The organism is Bradyrhizobium nanningense, from assembly GCF_004114535.1.
Taxonomy (GTDB): Bacteria; Pseudomonadota; Alphaproteobacteria; order Rhizobiales; family Xanthobacteraceae; genus Bradyrhizobium; species Bradyrhizobium nanningense.
Genome location: NZ_LBJC01000002.1, coordinates 97,802 through 113,821, shown reverse-complemented (window position 1 = coordinate 113,821; position 16,020 = coordinate 97,802). Strand labels below are relative to the sequence as shown.

Here is a 16,020-nt window from a genome sequence, read left to right as displayed (position 1 = left end):
CGGGCAGGGGCCGATCACGCAAATCTCGAGTTAGCGCCGGGAGCGGACGCGCAAGCCCGGCGCGGGCCGCTCCTGGAGCACGTCGCGGCGGAAGCGGTAGAGCGCCGCCGGCCGTCCGCCCGTCTGTGTCGACATCACCCCGGTCGGTTCGACCAGGGCTTCCATTTCGACCAGACGGCGGAAATTCTGCTTGTGCAGGTGCCGGCCGGAAATCGCCTCCACCGTATGCTGCAGTTCGGTAAGTGTGAATTCGGGCGGCAAAAGTTCAAAGACCACAGGACGATACTTCAGTTTTGCACGCAGCCGGGCGATCGCTGTCGCGAGAATCCGGCGGTGGTCGAACCGCATCGAGGTCCCGAGCGGGGGAAGCGTCTTGCGCGCTAATGCCGCAGGGCGGCCGTCGCGCCGGGCTTCCTCGACCAGCCCGGCCTCGTACAGAAGCTCGTAGCGGTCGAGCACGCGCTCCTCGTCCCAGGCCGCTCCGTCGAGGCCGAAATAGAACCGCACGCGATCCTTGCGCGGCAGCGCGCGCGTTGTCTCCGGGGTCTCCTCCGCGGCCCACTCGGTCAGCGCGGGAATGATGTCGCTGGCGATGATCGCTGGCGGCTCCTCGCGCCAGTCTTCCCAGGGGAAGAAACGATACCATGGCGCGAAGCTCGCCGCGTTTGCTGCAAGCTCGCCGTCCACCGCGCGCGTCAGTGCGAGATAACCGATCGACACCATATGCGCCCCGATATCGCCGGCTTCGGCATGGCGGCCGCGATCGCCGAAGGTGTAGAGCTGCTCGACATAGCCGAGCCGCAAGCCCGCCTGTTCCTCGACCCAGGCGCGCAGGCCGATCTCGAAGGTGCGGTGCGCGAGGGCGTCGAACGGGCCGAACGGCAGGCCGGCGAGCCCGTCACTGCCGCGCGCAGTGAGGATCAGGGGCTCGTGGCCCTCGATCGCGACGATCGCCGCAGTCAGCCCGATCTCGATCGGCGTCAGCAGGGTCTCGCTCATGCGTTGGCGATCGCGGGGGGTGAGGAAGAGATATGCCAATCAATAACGGCGGGCTCTCCGCGGGCTCGCTGCAACCTCTCCCGCTTGCGGGAGAGGTCGGCGCGTAGCGCCGGGAGAGGGCTTTTTCCTCTAGGGGGCTGTCCCGATGCGGAGACACCCTCTCCCTGACCCTCTCCCGCAAGCGGGAGAGGGGGCGCACCTACCTTGTAGCGCCCAGCTGTCATTCGAGGTCGATCACGAAGGGGCGGCCCTCGACCATCATCGCGCCCGGGCCGATCTCGTCGAGGGCGCGCAGCATGCGGCCGCTGCGTCCCAGCGCACGGTCGGCAAGGCCGACGATGCGCCGGTTCGGCGAGGCGATCGGCGAGGCCGCGCGGATCTTCCTGGCGATCTCGAGTTCGTCGCGGTTTGGATTGAGCGCGCAGACCGCGGCAAACGCGCTCGCGGTGGAGCGGCTGATGCCGGCATAGCAATGGACAACCAGCGGTGCGCTGCGGTCCCAGCCGCGCACGAAAGTCAGCACCTGATCGATATGCGTCTCGGACGGTGCGACGAAACCGTCCATCTCCTCGGTGATGTCGTCCATCGAGACCTTGAGGTGATTGGCCGGCAGCACGGAGACCGGCCTCGCCACCTGCTCGACATTGGCCATCACGGTCAGCACATGGCTGGCCCCTGTGAGACGGACGGTTTCGGGAAGCGCGGCGAGGGAACAGACGTGGATCATGGCGGACCTTTTTGCCGCTAACTATAGCCGGTGCTTGTAGAGTGGGCAAAGCGTCCGCCGTAGCTCGCAGAGCGAAGACGGACGCGTGCCCACTACTTTGTCGCAAATGCGAAAGGATGGTGGGCACGGCGCAAGAGCGCCTTTGCCCGCCCTACAGGACTGCTTTCGCAGGGATGACACCGGAATAATAGGCGCCACCAATCCGCGACAATGCCCTACGCAAACACCGCGCCAAACCGCTCCAGAAACTGCTTCTCGGCCCGTGCCGCGGTCCAGGGCGTCAGATAGTCGCGCCGGACGCTGTCGGTGAGGCCGGGATCCTTGCCGAACAGCCGCCTTGCCTCGCTTTCGCTGAAGCCGGCAAGCTCGGTCGCTTCCAGATAGGCCGCGCCGCGGTCGGCGGCCTTGATGGCTAACGTGATCTCCTCCGGCAAGACCGGCGGCAGTCCGAAGCGGATATGGATGGCGCCGAGCAGGCGCTTCTCGACCGCCTTGTAATGGCCGTCGAGCACGGCCTTGAACGGCGAGATCATGTCGCCGATCACGTATTCCGGCGCATCATGCAGCAATGCGGCGAGCCGCATGCGCTGATCGGTGCGCGGCATCTCGTGCCGCAGCACGGTCTCCACCAGCAGCGTGTGCTGCGCGACCGAAAAGATATGCGCGCCGATGGTCTGCCCGTTCCAGCGCGCGACGCGCGCCAGCCCGTGCGCGATGTCGGCGATCTCGACATCGAACGGGGAGGGATCGAGCAGGTCGAGCCGCCGGCCCGACAGCATGCGCTGCCAGGCACGGGACTGCGCGTTGCGCGCGGTCTTCTTCGCCGTCATTTGGCCTTGAGGCGCGGCTTGCGCTGCGTCTTGCCGCAGGTCGCGTGGCAATGGCAGTCGACGAGATGGTCGTTGACCATGCCGGTCGCCTGCATGAAGGCATAGACGATGGTCGGGCCGACGAATTTGAAGCCGCGGGAGGATAGCTCTTTCGAGATCTGCGTCGACAGCGGCGTCGAGGCGGGCACGCTTCCCGTGGTCTTGAAATGATTGACCTTGGGCTTGCCGTCCATGAAGTTCCACAGCAGCTTCGAGAAGCCGGGGCCCTTCTCCATGATGTCGAGATACGACTTCGCGCTCAGAATCGCGCCGTCGATCTTGGCCTTGTTGCGGACGATGCCGGCATCGTTCATGAGGGCATGAACCTTTTTGGCATCGTAGCGCGCGATCTTCTCCGGCTGGAAATCGTCGAAGGCTTTGCGGAAATTGTCGCGCTTGCGCAGGATCGTGATCCAGGACAGGCCGGCCTGGAAGCCGTCGAGGATCAGCTTCTCGTACAGCGCGCGGTCATCATATTCCGGCACGCCCCATTCGGTGTCGTGATAGGCGACGTAGAGCGGATCGTCGCCCGGCCAGGGACAGCGGGTCTTTCCGTCGGGATGCAGGCGGGGGGCTCGGCTCATGCGGTAGGCTGCTTCGCGGGGATACGGACGACCTCAGGTTCTGCCAGCTTCAACGCGAGACCACCGGCGGTGAGCGGCTGGCCGGCATCGAGCGCGTCGGCGACACGGTCAATGCGCACCAAAGCGATGCCCTTGCCCCCGGACGTCGAGCCGATGGTGCCGACCGGCTTGTCGCCGGCGAGAATGGTCGCGCCGGCTTCGGGCGAGGGGCCGTCGAGCAGCACCTTCACGCTGCGGGTGCGCGCGGTGCCGCGATGTTGCATGCGCGAGACGACCTCCTGGCCGACATAGCAGCCCTTGTCGAAATCGACCCCGGCGAGACGGTCCATATTGGTCTCGTGCGGAAACGCATCGCTGTACGTGAAATCGAGCCCGCCGCGCGGCACGCCGAGCGCGATGCGGTGCGCCTCATATTCGCTCGCATCGACCAGTTCGGCCCCGATGAGGTCGGAGAGCTTCTGCTTGAGATCTTCAGGGATCAGGATGCGAAAGCCGAGCCCGTCTTGACGCGGATCGGCGAAGGCAAGGTCTGGCTGCGTCGCGGGCTGGCCGTCCCAGGCGGCGAGCACGCCGAGATCGAGGTTTTCCACCGTGACCTTGGCGCGCAGCTTGTAGAATTTCAGCTTGGTGGCGAGGTTGTCTGCCAGCGCTTTCGGGCAGTCGATCAGGAACCCGCCGCCATGGCCTGCGGGCACCTCGATGATCAGGAAATCAACGATGATCTTGCCCTGCGGCGTCAGCAGCGCGCCGAATCGCCCCAGGCCCGGCTTCAGCCTGTCGACGTCGGTCGTGACCAGGCCGTTGAGGAAGTTGCGCGCATCCTCGCCCGCGACCTTGATCACGCCCCGGTCGGGAAGAAACGCTGATTTCATGCGAAAATCTCTTGCGACATGTTGCTCCGGAACGTAAGCCCGCGAGGCACAAACGACAAGACCTCGAGCCCTGCGCTTGGGGACGAGAGAGGCCTTCAGCCATGACCCAGCGCTTCGATGTGATCCTCAAGAATGGCACCGTCGTCAACCAGGACGGCGAGATTGTTCGCGATATCGGCATCACGGAGGGGCGCATTGCCGAGCTGGGTCCGCTGTCGCAAGACAGCGCCGCGGAGGTGATCGACTGCAAGGGCCTGCACATCCTGCCCGGCGTGATGGACACGCAGGTGCATTTCCGCGAGCCCGGCCTGACGCACAAGGAAGACCTCGAGACCGGTTCGCGCAGCGCCGTGATGGGCGGCGTCACCGCCGTGTTCGAGATGCCGAACACCGCGCCGCTGACGGTGACGGAGGCCGAATTCACCGACAAGGTCAAGCGCGCCCATCACCGCATGCATTGCGATTTCGCCTTCTTCATCGGCGGCACCCGTGAGAACGTGCAGGACCTGCCGGTACTGGAGCGCGCGCCCGGCTGCGCGGGGGTCAAGGTGTTCATCGGCTCCTCGACCGGTGCGCTGCTGGTGGAGGACGACGAGAGTCTCCGCCGCATCTTCCAGGTGATCCGCCGCCGCGCCGCGTTCCATGCCGAGGACGAATACCGCCTCAACGATCGCAAATCGCTGCGCATCGAGGGCGATGCCCGGTCGCATCCGGTGTGGCGCGACGAGACCGCGGCGCTGATGGCGACGCAGCGCCTGGTCAAGCTCGCGCACGAGACCGGCAAGCGCATCCACGTGCTGCACATCTCGACCAGGGAAGAGATCGAGTTCCTGCGCGACCACAAGGACGTTGCCTCCTGCGAGGCGACGCCGCACCATCTGACGCTGGTCGCGCCCGAATGCTATGAGCAACTCGGCACGCTCGCGCAGATGAACCCGCCGGTGCGGGGGGCCGATCACCGGGCCGGCATCTGGCGCGGCATCGAGCAGGGCATCATCGACGTGCTCGGCTCCGACCACGCTCCGCACACGCTGGAGGAGAAGCAGAAGACCTATCCCGCCTCGCCCTCCGGCATGACCGGCGTGCAGACGCTGGTGCCTCTGATGCTCGACCACGTCAACGCGGGCCGGCTGTCGCTGGCGCGCTTTGTCGACCTCACCAGCGCCGGTCCCGCGCGCCTCTACAACATGGCCTGTAAGGGCCGCATCGCTGCCGGCTACGACGCCGATTTCACGGTCGTTGATCTCAAGCGCAGCGAGACCATCACCAACAAATGGGTGGCGTCGAAAGCCGGCTGGACGCCCTATGACGGCGTGCGTGTCACCGGCTGGCCCGTGGGCACCTTCGTCCGCGGCCGCCGGGTGATGTGGCAGGGCGAGCTGGTGACGCCCGCGCAAGGCGAAGCGGTGCGGTTTCTGGAGACGCTGAAGCCGTAGGTTGATGTGGGGATGCACACTGTTTCCCCACCCGTCTTGCGAGCGCAGCGAAGCAATCCAGAATCCATCCGCGGCGGCAGCCTGGATTGCTTCGCTGCGCTCGCAATGACGAGGGGATGGGTCTACATTTCCTCTCGAATGGGAGTGCAGTCCGATGTCCCAGCCAGCCGCCCTCATCACCACCGAGCAACTCACCGCCATTCTCGGCGATCCCAACCTTCGCCTCTACGACTGCACGACCTACAACGAGCCGGTCCCACCCGGCAGCGACGTGCCGTATCGCGCCGTGCCCGGCGACAAGACCTTCGCAGCCGGGCACATTCCGGGCGCCGATTTCCTCGACCTGCAAGGCGAGTTCTCCGACACCTCGTCGCAACACTTCTTCATGATGCCTGATGTTGCCCAACTGGAGGCCGCCTTCGGCCGGCATGGCCTCGATGCGGGCAAGACCGTCGTGCTCTACAGCATCGGCACCATGATGTGGGCGACGCGGTTCTGGTGGATGCTGCGCTCGCTCGGCATCGACGCGCTTGTGCTCGATGGCGGCTTCGACAAATGGAAGGAGGAGGGGCGGCCGGTCGCAACAGGCGCACCGAAAGGCTATCCCGCGACGACCTTCAAGGCGACGCCGCGCACGGGCTTCTTCGTCGACAAGACCAATGTGAAGGCGCGGATCGGCGATCCCGCGACGGTGATCGTCAACGCGCTCGGGCCGCAGTTTCATCGCGGCCTCGAGCCGAGCCGCTACGGCCGGCCCGGCCGCGTTCCCGGCAGCGTCAACGTATCAGCTGCGACGCTCACCAATGCCGACAAGACGTTGACGACGCTTGCGGATGCCGAAGCCAAATTCGCGGCCCAGGGCGTCACGCGGGACAGGACCGTGATCTGCTATTGCGGCGGCGGCATTTCGGCGACCATCGACCTGTTCCTGCTGACGCAGCTCGGCTACGACAAGCTGACGCTCTACGACGCCTCGATGGGCGAATGGGCGAGGGATCCGGCGCTGCCGATCGAGACGGATTAGGTTGGCTCGGGAGCGATTTCGCCTGTGGCCATCCTTCGAGACGCCGAGTGCTTTGCGCTAGTTTTAACGAGGATCGATGCTGCTTAGCCTCATCCTGAGGAGACCGCGAAGCGGTCGTCTCGAAGGACGAGGCGCGCGCTCAGCTCGTGCAAAATGCTATATGCGATGGCCGTCCCCTCCAGGGGAGGGTAAGAAATCTCGGAACCTTTCTTCCCGGCCTGCATCCAATGTCCGGAACCAATGGAGACAGGATACCCGCCATGCCAGGGACCGCAGCCGGCCTGACCGCCGGTATCAGGACGTCGGAAGCCGAGCTGATCGACCGCGCGCGGCACCGGAACGAGGCCGCAATCCGCGAGATCATGCAGGCCAACAATCGCAGGCTCTATCGCCTCGCGCGCGGGATATTGCGCAGCGACAGCGAGGCCGAGGACGTGGTGCAGGAAACCTATGTCCGCGCCTTCACCCATCTCGATGGCTTCCGTGGCGAGTCGGGACTGTCGACCTGGTTGTCGCGTATTGCCATCAACGAGGCGCTTGGCCGGGTGCGAAGCGCAAAGCCGCATGTCGAGCTTGGCGCGGTGCCGGAAGAGGCGCTCGAGGCGCAGATCATCAAATTTCCCGTTTCTCCCGCAGGCGATCCGGAAAGGACCATGGCTCAACGTGAAATCCAGCGCGTCGTCGAACGCGCCATCGACGAGTTGCCGGACGTCTTCCGCATGGTCTTCATCGCGCGGGTCATGGAGGGCATGAACATCGAGGAGACCGCAGATCTGCTCGGCGTGAAGCCGGAAACCGTGAAGACGCGGCTGCATCGCGCCCGCACCATGCTGCGCGAGAATGTCGAGAAGGAGATCGGTCCGGTGATGATGGACGCGTTCCCGTTCGCCGGCTGGCGCTGCGAGCGTCTGACCGAAGCGGTGTTGAAGCGCCTTGGTGTCGGCGGCTGAAATTTTTCGGGAACGTTCGCATAAGACGCCCATCCAACTCCTGTGAAGCAACGCCGGCAAACGTCCGGCAGCACAGGAGTGTCAAACCATGTTTGTCCGTTGGAGCGCGGCGATCGCTGCCGCAATTCTGTTGTCCAGTCCGGCGCTGCTGCAAAGCGCCAGTGCAGCCGACAAGCCCACCGATCCGCAGATCGCCCATATCGCCTATACCGCTGGAGTCATCGACATCAACGCCGCCAAGCAGGCGCAGAAGAAGGCGAAGAGCAAGGACGTCAAGGCGTTTGCCGAGGACATGCTGCGCGACCACGAGGCCGTCAACAAGCAGGCGCTCGCGCTGGTCAAGAAGCTGAACGTCACCCCTGAAGACAACGACACCAGCAAGGCGCTGTCCAAGCAGGCCAGCGACAAGCTCGCCGAGCTCGACAAGCTGAGCGGCGCTGCCTTCGACAAGGCCTATGTCGCCAACGAGGTGGCCTACCACAAGCAGGTCAACGGCGCGCTGGAGACTCAGCTCATTCCCTCGGCCAGCAATGCCGAGCTGAAGAGCCTGCTGCAGACCGGCCTGAAGATCTTCCAGGGCCATCAGCAGCACGCCGAGCATGTCGCGACCGAGCTGAAATAGGGAGCGTGCGATGATGTCGGGACGGCTGTTTTCGCTTCCACTCGCGCTCGTCTGCGCGGCGATGGTCGTCCCGGCGCACGCCGCGACGATAGAGATCACGATGGAGAATCTCGTGATCTCTCCGGCTGAGATATCGGCCAAGGTCGGCGATACCGTCAACTGGGTCAACAAGGACGTCTTCGCCCATACCGCCACCGCGAAGAACGGCGATTTCGACGTGACACTGCCGCCGAAGAAATCGGCGACGTCAGTTCTGAAGAAGGCGGGAACGGTCGAGTATTACTGCCGCTATCATCCCAACATGAAGGCGACGCTCAAGATCGAGCCTTGAGGGAGGAGGGAGCTTTCACTGGCCCCGCCCGCGTGGCGGGGTCCTTTTCGCGAAAGGCTACTGCCTCGCGAGCGTGACCGAAAATTCGCCATTGCGGATGCGGCCGGGAAAGCCTTCGACGAACTTGGCGACCGCATCCTCGCCATAGGTGCCGACGAGCTCGGCAAAAGCCGCAAACAGGCTCGCCTGTGCCAGGCAGTCGCCGTCGACGCCGTCATGGCGCGCCTCGGCCCAGGCTTCGTTGAGATAGCCCAGTGCGGCCTGCTTCTGCTCGTGATCGGGCAGCGGCGCGCGGGCGGGGGCGTAGGAAATCGGCTGGCTCATGAAACTCGATCAGGGCTGGGGCGCGATCCACGGCGATGCGCTGTGCGAGAGGTTTAGCACGGGCGTTAACGACCGCTAGGCCACATCTTTAAGAACGGTTAACGGCTGTGAACAAAGTCGATGACAGGGTTCCAGCCGCTGTCATGCGGGGCGCGCCAAGAAATCAGTTCGCGTAACGCGCCGTCAGATCCCGCGAGATCTTCGAGCCTTCCTCGATATAGCGGCGAATCGCCACCGTCGCGGCCGGCGTGCAGCTGCGGTAGGTCTGCTGAAAGCCGTTATAGCCGCGGTTGAAACCGGCGATCATGCGGGTGCGGCGCTCACCGGAGGGGGTTTCGGCATCGATCAGCGCCTGCATCTCGTTGCGCCATTTGTTGCCCTCGTTGGATCCGCAGATGCCGCGCAGATAGTGCAGCCCCCCGAGGATCTCGGCCAGCCGCTGCAAATCGGCGTCGAACGGCGCCGCCACGTCCTGGGCCCGCATGGGTCCGGAGGCGCAGGCGAGAATCAGGGCAAAAATGGCCAGAAATCGCGTGGACATCGGCGGGGTGTATGCCCCCTCGGGGCTGATGACGCAAGGCGGGTGGTCAGGGGCCGATCAGGCGCGCGGCGGACTGGATGACCTCCTCCAGCCCCCCGGTCAGCTTGAGGTCGCCGAGGCTGGCGAGGGCATCCGGGGCGATCCAGCGGTAATCGTCGAGCTCGTCGTTGAGCGAGGGCTCCCGGGCCACCCAGCGGGCGGCAAAGGACATGATTATGTAATGGCCGGCGCCGGGCGCGGCGGGCAGCACCTCGCGCCAGCCGGCAAGGCCGACGATCTCGATTCGAAGCCCGGTCTCCTCGTCGACCTCGCGGCTCAGTGCCTGGTGCAGCGATTCGCCGAACTCGACCCGGCCGCCGGGCAACGAATAGAACCCCTTCGCCGGCGAGCGCGCGCGGCGGGTCAGAAGCACCCTGCCGTCACGGAAGATCGCGGCACTGACCGCGATCTGGGGGTGGGTGGGCTGGACGACGGCCGGCATCTCTTCAACGATCTGGCTTAGTTCGACATGATGGTGTCGACGTCCGCTTCCGCGCCGCCATTGATGATGCCGCCGCAGGCGGCGATCAGCGGCTTGACCCAGAGGGCGGCCTGCTCGGCGAGGCGGACGCGGGTCGTGTCCTTCTCGACCTCGCGCATGGCCGAGCCGACCGCCGTTAAAATCGAGGTCATGGTGTCCGTGAGGTGGTCGAACTGGGCGCGCAGGTTGGGATCGGCCTTCTCATAGGCTTCGATGGCGAGATCGCGCGCCTTGAAATTCGACGCCGTGAAATGCTCGGCATAGGACAGCGGCGTCCAGGTCAAAAAATCTTCCGCGCATTCCGGCATGTCGGGAACCATTTCCAGCAGCATCACGGCTTCATTGAAATGGTTGAGATAGTCGGTGGCAAGCCCGGTCCGCGGATTGATATTGGCCACGCGCAGCCGCTCGGCCCAGGCGGTGGCCTCGGGGCCCGTCTGTACATGCGTCCGCGCGGGTTGGGAGGCCGTTGAGCTCATCTGCCGCAGTGTTAACGTTCGGGGTTAAAAGGACCTGAACGAACCCTATATAGACGCCTTGGGATGTGTGGACGCTTCGTCATAACTTCGGCCCCCGCGGCTTTGCGGCAATTGTTCGGCTATGTCGAGCAGCCGAACTTCCCGCCCCGGTACAATGTCGCCCCGACGCAGCCCATTCCGATCGTGCTGGTCGAGAACGGCGCGCGCCATTTCCGCCTGATGCGCTGGGGCCTCTTGCCTAGCTGGGTCAAGGACCCCAAGGGTTTTACGCTCCTGATCAATGCCCGTTCCGAGACGGTGCTGGAGAAGCCCGCGTTCAAAAAGGCGATACGCCGGCGGCGCGGCCTGATCCCGGCCGACGGCTATTACGAATGGAAGGTGGAGGGCGGCCGCAAGCAGCCGTTCTTCATCCACCGCGCCGACGGTGCGCCGCTCGGCTTCGCTGCTGTGTTCGAGACCTGGGCCGGGCCGAACGGCGAGGAACTCGACACCATCGCGATCCTCACCGCCGCGGCGGGCGAGGATCTCGCCGCGCTGCATGACCGCGTGCCCGTCACCATCAGCGAGCGCGATTTCGAGCGCTGGCTCGATTGCCGCAGTGACGAGATCGATTCGATCCTGCCGCTGATGGCCGCACCGCGCATCGGCGAGTTCGCCTGGCACCCGATCTCCACCCGCGTCAACCGCGTCGCCAACGACGACGAGCAGCTGCTCTTGCCGATCAGCGCGGAGGAGATGGAGGCGGAGGCAGAGGCTGCGAAGCCGAAGAAGGCGACGCGGAAGGCCGCGGCCAGCTCGGCGGATGATGGGCAGGGATCATTGTTTTAGGCGGGTTTGCTTTAGCCGAGCTGCCGCCATTCACTCCGCTGTCGTCCCGGATCAGCGCTCCGCTTCGCTACGCTTGTCCGGGACGACATCGAGTGTGAAGCGCCGCCTCACACAATCTCCTTCGCCCTCAACCCCGCGATCTCCGCCGCATCGAATCCCAGCTCGCCCAGCACCGCATCCGTATCCGCGCCCAATTCCGGCGCCATCCGGTCGAGCTTCCCGCCGCCATGCGCGAGCTTGAAACCGCTGCCGGCAAAGCGCAGGCGGCCATAGGGCGTGTCCAGCTCCTGGATCGCGCCGCGCGCCTTGATTTGCGGATGATCGATCACTTCCTCGACCTTCCAGATGCTGGCGCAGGGTGCGCCGGCGTCTTCCAAAATGCTCTCCCATTCGCGCGCGGGCTTGGCGGCGAGCGCCTCCTCGATGATGGCGCGTAGCGCAGGTTCGTTCTCGTTGCGCGAAAACCAGTCGGCAAAGCGCGGGTCGGCAAGCGTGTCCTCGCGGCCGAGCGCAGCCATCAGCGCGCGATACTGCTTCTCGTTGTTGACGGCAAGCAGGATGTGGCCGTCGCCGCATTTAAACAGGTTTGCCGTGGTCCTGCGGCTCACCGCCTGGTTGCCCGAGAGTGTCTGGCGATGGCCGGCGACCGACCAGTCCGCGATCTGGCCCGACAGAAACGCCAGCGTCGCCTCCAGCATGGAGACGTCGACGAGCTGGCCCTTGCCGGTGCGGTCGCGCTGGTACAGCGCGCTCGAGACGCCGAACGCGGCGGTCGCGCCCGAGAGCACGTCGCACACGGCAAAGCCCGTGCGCGTCGGCCCGGTTTCGGGATGGCCGGTGATGGCCATGATGCCCGAGAGCGCCTGCATCTTGCCGTCATAGCCGGGCCGCAAGCGATCCGGGCCGGTCTGGCCGAAACCTGACACCGCGCAATAGATCAGCTTTGGATTGATCGCGGAGAGCGCCTCATAGCCGATGCCGAGCTTGTCCATCACGCCGGGGCGGAAATTCTCCATGACGACGTCGACGGTCTCTGCGAGCTTCTTCACGATCGCGATCGCCTCGGGCTTCTGCAGATCGAGCGTCAGGCTGCGCTTGTTGCCGTTGATGGCCTGGAACGCCGGCGCCAGCCCGCGCTCGGCCCATTCCCGGCTGAGCGGCGTGCGGCGCATGTCCTCGCCCTCGCGCCGCTCGACCTTGATGATTTCGGCGCCCAGCAGCGCGAGCTGATAGCTGGCATAGGGGCCGGCCAGCACTTGCGTGAAATCCAGGATCTTCACGCCCTCGAACGGTCGCGTCACGTCGCTCTCCCTTTTTGTTTTGGTTGCCGGAGGACGTCAGGCGGCGCGGTTGCCGCGCGCGATCTCCTTCTGCTTGTCGAATTCGGCGCGGCGGCGCGCCAGCTCTTCGGGGGAGAGCTGCGCGACGTTGTTGTAGTCGAGCTTCCAGGAGGCATCCTCGCTCCAGCGCAGCGGCGACTGCATCGTCGTTTGCGGACCGCTCGCCGTCTCCAGCAGCTTGAGCGCCAGCTCGAGCGTCTGTGCCTGCGAGGCGACGTCGTGCGGCTTGCCGGCGGAATTGCCGAGCGGGAAGTCGGAGAACAGGAAGCGCGGCACAGCGGCGTGCTCGACGATGTCCTTGGCGCAGCCCATGATCACGGTCGGAATGCCGTTGCGCTCCAGATGCCGCGCCACCAGCGCCGTGGTCTGGTGGCAGACCGGGCAGTTCGGCACCAGCACCGCGGCATCGACCTTGTCGGCAAGACAGCGTGCCAGAATCTCCGGCGCATCGGTGTCGAGCGTAACGCGGTGGCTGCGGTTGGTCGGCGCGCCGAAGAAGCGCGGGGCCACTTCACCGATGCGTCCTGCGGCGCTGGCTTTCAAGAGCTGCGGCAGCGGAAACCAGGTGCCGCTGTCGGTGGCCGAAGTGTGCTTACGGTCGTAGCCGATATGCGAGATGCGAAGGTCGTGCTCTTTCGACGTGTCGCCGCCATAGACCTGATAGAATTTCGCGCTGCCGTTATACGCCGCGCCCGGCCCCTGGTCGCCCTTATCAGGATCGTACGGCGCGGCGGTCGTGATGATGGTCACGCGCGACTTTGCCAGCGGCTTCTTCAGCGCCTGGAACGGTGCCGAAGTGTAATGCGCCCAGCGATACGCCGTGGTGTAACCGATCGCCGCATAGTAATCGCGGGTGCGCTGCATGTAGGGGATGGGGGCATCGTAGTCGGGCGCAAAGCCGAATTCGTCGTCGCGCGAAGCGGACATGGGCGCGTCTCCTGGTTCCTGGTCGGGACCAGACTAGAGATAGTTCTGGGATTGCTCAACGGGGGGTGGGAGGATGCAGGCCTGAATTGCATTGCGCAATGCCTCGCCGCGCGGCAGGTGCGCTCCCTCGCCCCGCACGCGGGGAGAGGCGAAGAAAGCACCTACCTGAACACATGCAGCGCCGCATATTGCAGCAGCATGATCGCCTTGGCGTCGATGATGCGGCCGTCGGCGATCATCGCCAGGGCCTCGTCGATGGAAAGCTCCAGCACCTCGATGTCCTCGCCCTCGTGCTCGAGACCGCCGCCGTCGCTGACGCGCATCTCGGGCTCGTATTCGGCGACGAAGAAATGCAGCTTCTCGGTGATGGCGCCCGGGCTCATGAAGGCCTCGAACACCTTGTGGACGTGATGCAGGCGATAGCCGGTTTCCTCCTCGGCCTCGGCGCGGATGCGCTCCTCGGGCTCGGCATTGTCCAAAACGCCGGCGGCCGCCTCGATCAGCAGATCGTCGTAGCCGCGGATGAAGGCCGGCAGGCGGAATTGCTTCACCAGGATCACTGTCCGCCGTGCGCGATTGTACGGCAGCACGGCGGCGGCGTTGTCGCGCTCATAGGTCTCGCGGTGCTGCGTCTGCCATTCGCCGCTGGCGCGGCGGTACTCGAACGTGGTGGTCTTCAGCGTGGTCCAGCCGTCCGAGAGCACACGGACGTCCTTGATGCGGACGCGGTCGGAAATGGTCATGGCGGGATCTCAATTGCTTGGCGTGGTCGCGCGGCCGTCGAGCCACTTCTGGTACATCACGGACGTCGATAGCTCGAAGCCCAGCGAGCCGTAGAACGCATTGGCCTGCGCGTTCTCGCGGCGGACCAGGAGCTGCAGCTTGGCAATGCCGGCTCCGCGCAGCCAATCCTCGGCCGCTGCCATGATGACGCGGCCGAAGCCGCGCTTCTGGCAGTCTGGATCGACCGCGACGTAATAGACCCAGCCGCGATGGCCGTCATGGCCGACCATGACGCTCGCGACGATCGCGCCATTGTCGCGGCCGATCAGCACGGTGGAATTGTCGCGCCGCCGCGCCAGGTCGATGTGTCAGCATGCGGATTGTTCCAGGGCCGCGTCAGGCCGCAGCGCTGCCACAGCGCGACGACCTTCTCGACATCGGCGTCGGTGATCGCAGAGATCGCAAGCGACACGCTCACAGCACCTTCCCCGGGTTCATGATGCCGTGCGGATCGAGCATCGCCTTGATCGCGCGCATCAGCTCGATCGCGGTCTTGTCCTTGACGTCGGGCAGCTCGTCGCGCTTGAGCACGCCGATGCCGTGCTCGGCGGAGATCGAGCCGCCCATGCGCAGCACGATCTCGAACACCACGGCGTTCACCTCGTGCCAGCGCGCCAGATAATCGGCGGTGTCGGCCCCGATCGGCTGGCTGACATTGTAATGAAGATTGCCGTCGCCGAGATGGCCGAACGGAACGGGGCGCGCGCCGGAGATCAGCCTCACCACGGCGGCGTCGGCCTCGGCGATGAAGGCGGGCACGGCGGCTACGGGAACCGAAATGTCGTGCTTGATCGAGCCGCCCTCGGGCTTCTGCGCCGCCGACATCTCCTCGCGCAGCTTCCAGAAATCGTTGCGCTGGGAAAGGCTCGACGCGATCACGGCATCGTCGACGATCTCCTCTTCCATGGCGCGGGCGAGGATCGTCTCCAGCGGCGTACGGGCGTCGTCACCGGGAGAGGACAATTCCATCAGCACGTACCAGGGATGCTTCTCTGCGAGCGGATCGCGCACATCGATGCCGTGCCGCACCGAGAAGTCGACCGCCATCTCCGACAGCAGCTCAAAACTCGTCAGCGCATTGGCGGCTTCGCCTTGCGCGATCGTCAGCAGCTTCAAGGCCGCGTCCGGCGACTTCAGGCCGACGAAAGCGGTCTCGACCGCCCGCGGTTTCGGGAACAGTTTCAGCGTCGCCGCCGTGATGATGCCGAGCGTGCCTTCGGCGCCGATGAAGAGATTGTGCAGATTGTAGCCGGTGTTGTCCTTTTTCAGCTTCGAGAGCACGTTGAGCACGCGCCCGTCGGCGAGCACCACCTCCAAGCCCAGCGCCATCTCGCGCGCCACGCCATAGGCGAGCGCGGCGGTGCCGCCGGCATTGGTGGAGAGATTGCCGCCGATGGTGCAGCTGCCTTCCGCGCCCAGCGACAGCGGAAACAGCCGGTCCACATCGGAGGCCTTCGCTTGCGCCACCTGCAACACCACGCCGGCTTCGACCGTCATGGTGTTGGAGGCGGTATCGACCTCGCGGATCTTGTCGAGCCGCCGCAGCGACACCACGACTTCGCCATTGTGCGGGGTCTGGCCGCCGACGAGGCCGGTATTGCCGCCCTGTGGCACCAGCGCGATCTTGTGCGCGAAGGCGAGCTTGCAGATTTCGGAGACTTCGGCCGTCGAGCCCGGGCGCAGCACCAGCGGCGAGCGGCCGTGGAACAAATTGCGCTCCTCGGTGACGTAGGGCTCGATGTCATTCGCATCGGTGATGGCGTGGCGCTCGCCGACGATTTTGCGGAATTGCTCGATCAGCTCGGGCGCAAGCGGAGGGGTGGCAGGTTGATTGACGTTCATTCTCGTGTCTCTTCTCAAGCTT

The 16,020-nt window shown here is 65.2% G+C and carries 19 protein-coding genes and 1 pseudogene; 6 read left to right on the top strand and 14 right to left on the bottom strand.

Translation table 11 applies throughout. The features are described from left to right. Positions 1-30: 30 nt before the first annotated feature. From XH84_RS00565 to ygfZ, 5 genes are all read right to left on the bottom strand, one after another. Positions 31-999, bottom strand: a complete 969-nt coding sequence (locus XH84_RS00565; RefSeq protein ID WP_128916690.1) for an NUDIX hydrolase — start codon at positions 997-999, stop codon at positions 31-33. 220 nt (positions 1,000-1,219) lie between these two features. After that, a complete protein-coding gene (locus tag XH84_RS00555; protein WP_128916692.1) occupies positions 1,220-1,726 on the bottom strand; it encodes a tyrosine phosphatase family protein in 507 nt (168 codons plus the stop codon). 215 nt (positions 1,727-1,941) lie between these two features. Next, positions 1,942-2,556 (bottom strand): YfbR-like 5'-deoxynucleotidase, encoded by a 615-nt coding sequence (locus tag XH84_RS00550; RefSeq protein ID WP_128916693.1) that lies wholly within the window; start codon positions 2,554-2,556, stop codon positions 1,942-1,944. Further along, positions 2,553-3,179: a DNA-3-methyladenine glycosylase I gene (locus XH84_RS00545; RefSeq protein ID WP_128916694.1), complete on the bottom strand. Its 627-nt coding sequence runs from the start codon at positions 3,177-3,179 to the stop codon at positions 2,553-2,555. Before XH84_RS00545 ends, XH84_RS00550 begins: the two co-directional genes overlap by 4 nt. Beyond that, a complete protein-coding gene (gene ygfZ / locus XH84_RS00540; protein ID WP_128916695.1) occupies positions 3,176-4,051 on the bottom strand; it encodes a CAF17-like 4Fe-4S cluster assembly/insertion protein YgfZ in 876 nt (291 codons plus the stop codon). The genes XH84_RS00545 and ygfZ overlap by 4 nt, the downstream gene beginning before the upstream one ends. 101 nt (positions 4,052-4,152) lie before the next feature. Between ygfZ and XH84_RS00535 the strand changes: the two genes are divergently transcribed. The 5 genes from XH84_RS00535 to XH84_RS00515 all read left to right on the top strand — a co-directional run bounded on the left by XH84_RS00535 (position 4,153) and on the right by XH84_RS00515 (position 8,414). Next, positions 4,153-5,487 carry a dihydroorotase gene (locus XH84_RS00535; protein WP_128916696.1) on the top strand — a complete coding sequence of 445 codons (1,335 nt, stop codon included), beginning with the start codon at positions 4,153-4,155 and terminating at the stop codon, positions 5,485-5,487. Positions 5,488-5,641: 154 nt separating this feature from the next. Next, the gene (locus tag XH84_RS00530; protein ID WP_128916697.1) at positions 5,642-6,511 is read left to right on the top strand and encodes a sulfurtransferase; all 870 of its coding nucleotides are present in this window, start codon (positions 5,642-5,644) and stop codon (positions 6,509-6,511) included. Between the two features lie 260 nt (positions 6,512-6,771). Then, on the top strand, positions 6,772-7,461 hold the full coding sequence (locus XH84_RS00525; RefSeq protein WP_164935896.1) for an RNA polymerase sigma factor: 690 nt from the start codon (positions 6,772-6,774) through the stop codon (positions 7,459-7,461). Between the two features lie 88 nt (positions 7,462-7,549). Beyond that, positions 7,550-8,083, top strand: a complete 534-nt coding sequence (locus XH84_RS00520; RefSeq protein ID WP_128916699.1) for a DUF4142 domain-containing protein — start codon at positions 7,550-7,552, stop codon at positions 8,081-8,083. Positions 8,084-8,093: 10 nt separating this feature from the next. Then, complete coding sequence (locus XH84_RS00515; protein ID WP_128916700.1) at positions 8,094-8,414, top strand: cupredoxin domain-containing protein; 321 nt, start codon at positions 8,094-8,096, stop codon at positions 8,412-8,414. Positions 8,415-8,471: 57 nt separating this feature from the next. On the opposite strand, the gene XH84_RS00510 is transcribed toward XH84_RS00515, so the two are convergent. The 4 genes from XH84_RS00510 to XH84_RS00495 all read right to left on the bottom strand — a co-directional run bounded on the left by XH84_RS00510 (position 8,472) and on the right by XH84_RS00495 (position 10,278). Further along, complete coding sequence (locus XH84_RS00510; RefSeq protein ID WP_128916701.1) at positions 8,472-8,738, bottom strand: hypothetical protein; 267 nt, start codon at positions 8,736-8,738, stop codon at positions 8,472-8,474. Between the two features lie 163 nt (positions 8,739-8,901). Then, entirely contained in the window at positions 8,902-9,279 is a 378-nt protein-coding gene (locus XH84_RS00505) for a TIGR02301 family protein (protein WP_128916702.1), read from the bottom strand. Positions 9,280-9,325: 46 nt separating this feature from the next. Continuing rightward, positions 9,326-9,760, bottom strand: a complete 435-nt coding sequence (locus XH84_RS00500) for an NUDIX hydrolase (protein ID WP_128916703.1) — start codon at positions 9,758-9,760, stop codon at positions 9,326-9,328. 17 nt (positions 9,761-9,777) lie between these two features. Beyond that, positions 9,778-10,278, bottom strand: a complete 501-nt coding sequence (locus XH84_RS00495) for a hypothetical protein (protein WP_128916704.1) — start codon at positions 10,276-10,278, stop codon at positions 9,778-9,780. 63 nt (positions 10,279-10,341) lie between these two features. Between XH84_RS00495 and XH84_RS00490 the strand changes: the two genes are divergently transcribed. Further along, positions 10,342-11,106, top strand: a complete 765-nt coding sequence (locus tag XH84_RS00490) for an SOS response-associated peptidase (RefSeq protein ID WP_128916705.1) — start codon at positions 10,342-10,344, stop codon at positions 11,104-11,106. A 107-nt stretch (positions 11,107-11,213) separates the two neighbouring features. Here XH84_RS00490 and XH84_RS00485 read toward each other — a convergent pair whose 3' ends face one another. The 5 genes and pseudogenes from XH84_RS00485 to XH84_RS00465 all read right to left on the bottom strand — a co-directional run bounded on the left by XH84_RS00485 (position 11,214) and on the right by XH84_RS00465 (position 15,998). After that, the gene (locus XH84_RS00485; RefSeq protein WP_128916706.1) at positions 11,214-12,407 is read right to left on the bottom strand and encodes a CaiB/BaiF CoA transferase family protein; all 1,194 of its coding nucleotides are present in this window, start codon (positions 12,405-12,407) and stop codon (positions 11,214-11,216) included. Positions 12,408-12,443: 36 nt separating this feature from the next. Next, complete coding sequence (locus XH84_RS00480) at positions 12,444-13,373, bottom strand: glycine/sarcosine/betaine reductase selenoprotein B family protein (protein WP_128916707.1); 930 nt, start codon at positions 13,371-13,373, stop codon at positions 12,444-12,446. Between the two features lie 161 nt (positions 13,374-13,534). Further along, the gene (locus XH84_RS00475) at positions 13,535-14,116 is read right to left on the bottom strand and encodes an NUDIX hydrolase (RefSeq protein WP_128916708.1); all 582 of its coding nucleotides are present in this window, start codon (positions 14,114-14,116) and stop codon (positions 13,535-13,537) included. Between the two features lie 9 nt (positions 14,117-14,125). After that, positions 14,126-14,574 (bottom strand): annotated as a pseudogene (locus tag XH84_RS00470) (GNAT family acetyltransferase). Continuing rightward, positions 14,571-15,998 (bottom strand): FAD-binding oxidoreductase, encoded by a 1,428-nt coding sequence (locus tag XH84_RS00465; RefSeq protein WP_128916709.1) that lies wholly within the window; start codon positions 15,996-15,998, stop codon positions 14,571-14,573. The pseudogene XH84_RS00470 and the gene XH84_RS00465 overlap by 4 nt, the downstream one beginning before the upstream one ends. Positions 15,999-16,020 lie beyond the last annotated feature (22 nt).

What these genes read in the sequence shown, in the direction of transcription:
- XH84_RS00565 (WP_128916690.1), bottom strand. Translation starts at nt 999, where the DNA reads ATGAGCGAGACCCTGCTGACGCCGATCGAGATCGGGCTGACTGCGGCG.
- XH84_RS00555 (WP_128916692.1), bottom strand. Translation starts at nt 1,726, where the DNA reads ATGATCCACGTCTGTTCCCTCGCCGCGCTTCCCGAAACCGTCCGTCTC.
- XH84_RS00550 (WP_128916693.1), bottom strand. Translation starts at nt 2,556, where the DNA reads ATGACGGCGAAGAAGACCGCGCGCAACGCGCAGTCCCGTGCCTGGCAG.
- XH84_RS00545 (WP_128916694.1), bottom strand. Translation starts at nt 3,179, where the DNA reads ATGAGCCGAGCCCCCCGCCTGCATCCCGACGGAAAGACCCGCTGTCCC.
- ygfZ (WP_128916695.1), bottom strand. Translation starts at nt 4,051, where the DNA reads ATGAAATCAGCGTTTCTTCCCGACCGGGGCGTGATCAAGGTCGCGGGC.
- XH84_RS00535 (WP_128916696.1), top strand. Translation starts at nt 4,153, where the DNA reads ATGACCCAGCGCTTCGATGTGATCCTCAAGAATGGCACCGTCGTCAAC.
- XH84_RS00530 (WP_128916697.1), top strand. Translation starts at nt 5,642, where the DNA reads ATGTCCCAGCCAGCCGCCCTCATCACCACCGAGCAACTCACCGCCATT.
- XH84_RS00525 (WP_164935896.1), top strand. Translation starts at nt 6,772, where the DNA reads ATGCCAGGGACCGCAGCCGGCCTGACCGCCGGTATCAGGACGTCGGAA.
- XH84_RS00520 (WP_128916699.1), top strand. Translation starts at nt 7,550, where the DNA reads ATGTTTGTCCGTTGGAGCGCGGCGATCGCTGCCGCAATTCTGTTGTCC.
- XH84_RS00515 (WP_128916700.1), top strand. Translation starts at nt 8,094, where the DNA reads ATGATGTCGGGACGGCTGTTTTCGCTTCCACTCGCGCTCGTCTGCGCG.
- XH84_RS00510 (WP_128916701.1), bottom strand. Translation starts at nt 8,738, where the DNA reads ATGAGCCAGCCGATTTCCTACGCCCCCGCCCGCGCGCCGCTGCCCGAT.
- XH84_RS00505 (WP_128916702.1), bottom strand. Translation starts at nt 9,279, where the DNA reads ATGTCCACGCGATTTCTGGCCATTTTTGCCCTGATTCTCGCCTGCGCC.
- XH84_RS00500 (WP_128916703.1), bottom strand. Translation starts at nt 9,760, where the DNA reads ATGCCGGCCGTCGTCCAGCCCACCCACCCCCAGATCGCGGTCAGTGCC.
- XH84_RS00495 (WP_128916704.1), bottom strand. Translation starts at nt 10,278, where the DNA reads ATGAGCTCAACGGCCTCCCAACCCGCGCGGACGCATGTACAGACGGGC.
- XH84_RS00490 (WP_128916705.1), top strand. Translation starts at nt 10,342, where the DNA reads ATGTGTGGACGCTTCGTCATAACTTCGGCCCCCGCGGCTTTGCGGCAA.
- XH84_RS00480 (WP_128916707.1), bottom strand. Translation starts at nt 13,373, where the DNA reads ATGTCCGCTTCGCGCGACGACGAATTCGGCTTTGCGCCCGACTACGAT.
- XH84_RS00475 (WP_128916708.1), bottom strand. Translation starts at nt 14,116, where the DNA reads ATGACCATTTCCGACCGCGTCCGCATCAAGGACGTCCGTGTGCTCTCG.
- XH84_RS00465 (WP_128916709.1), bottom strand. Translation starts at nt 15,998, where the DNA reads ATGAACGTCAATCAACCTGCCACCCCTCCGCTTGCGCCCGAGCTGATC.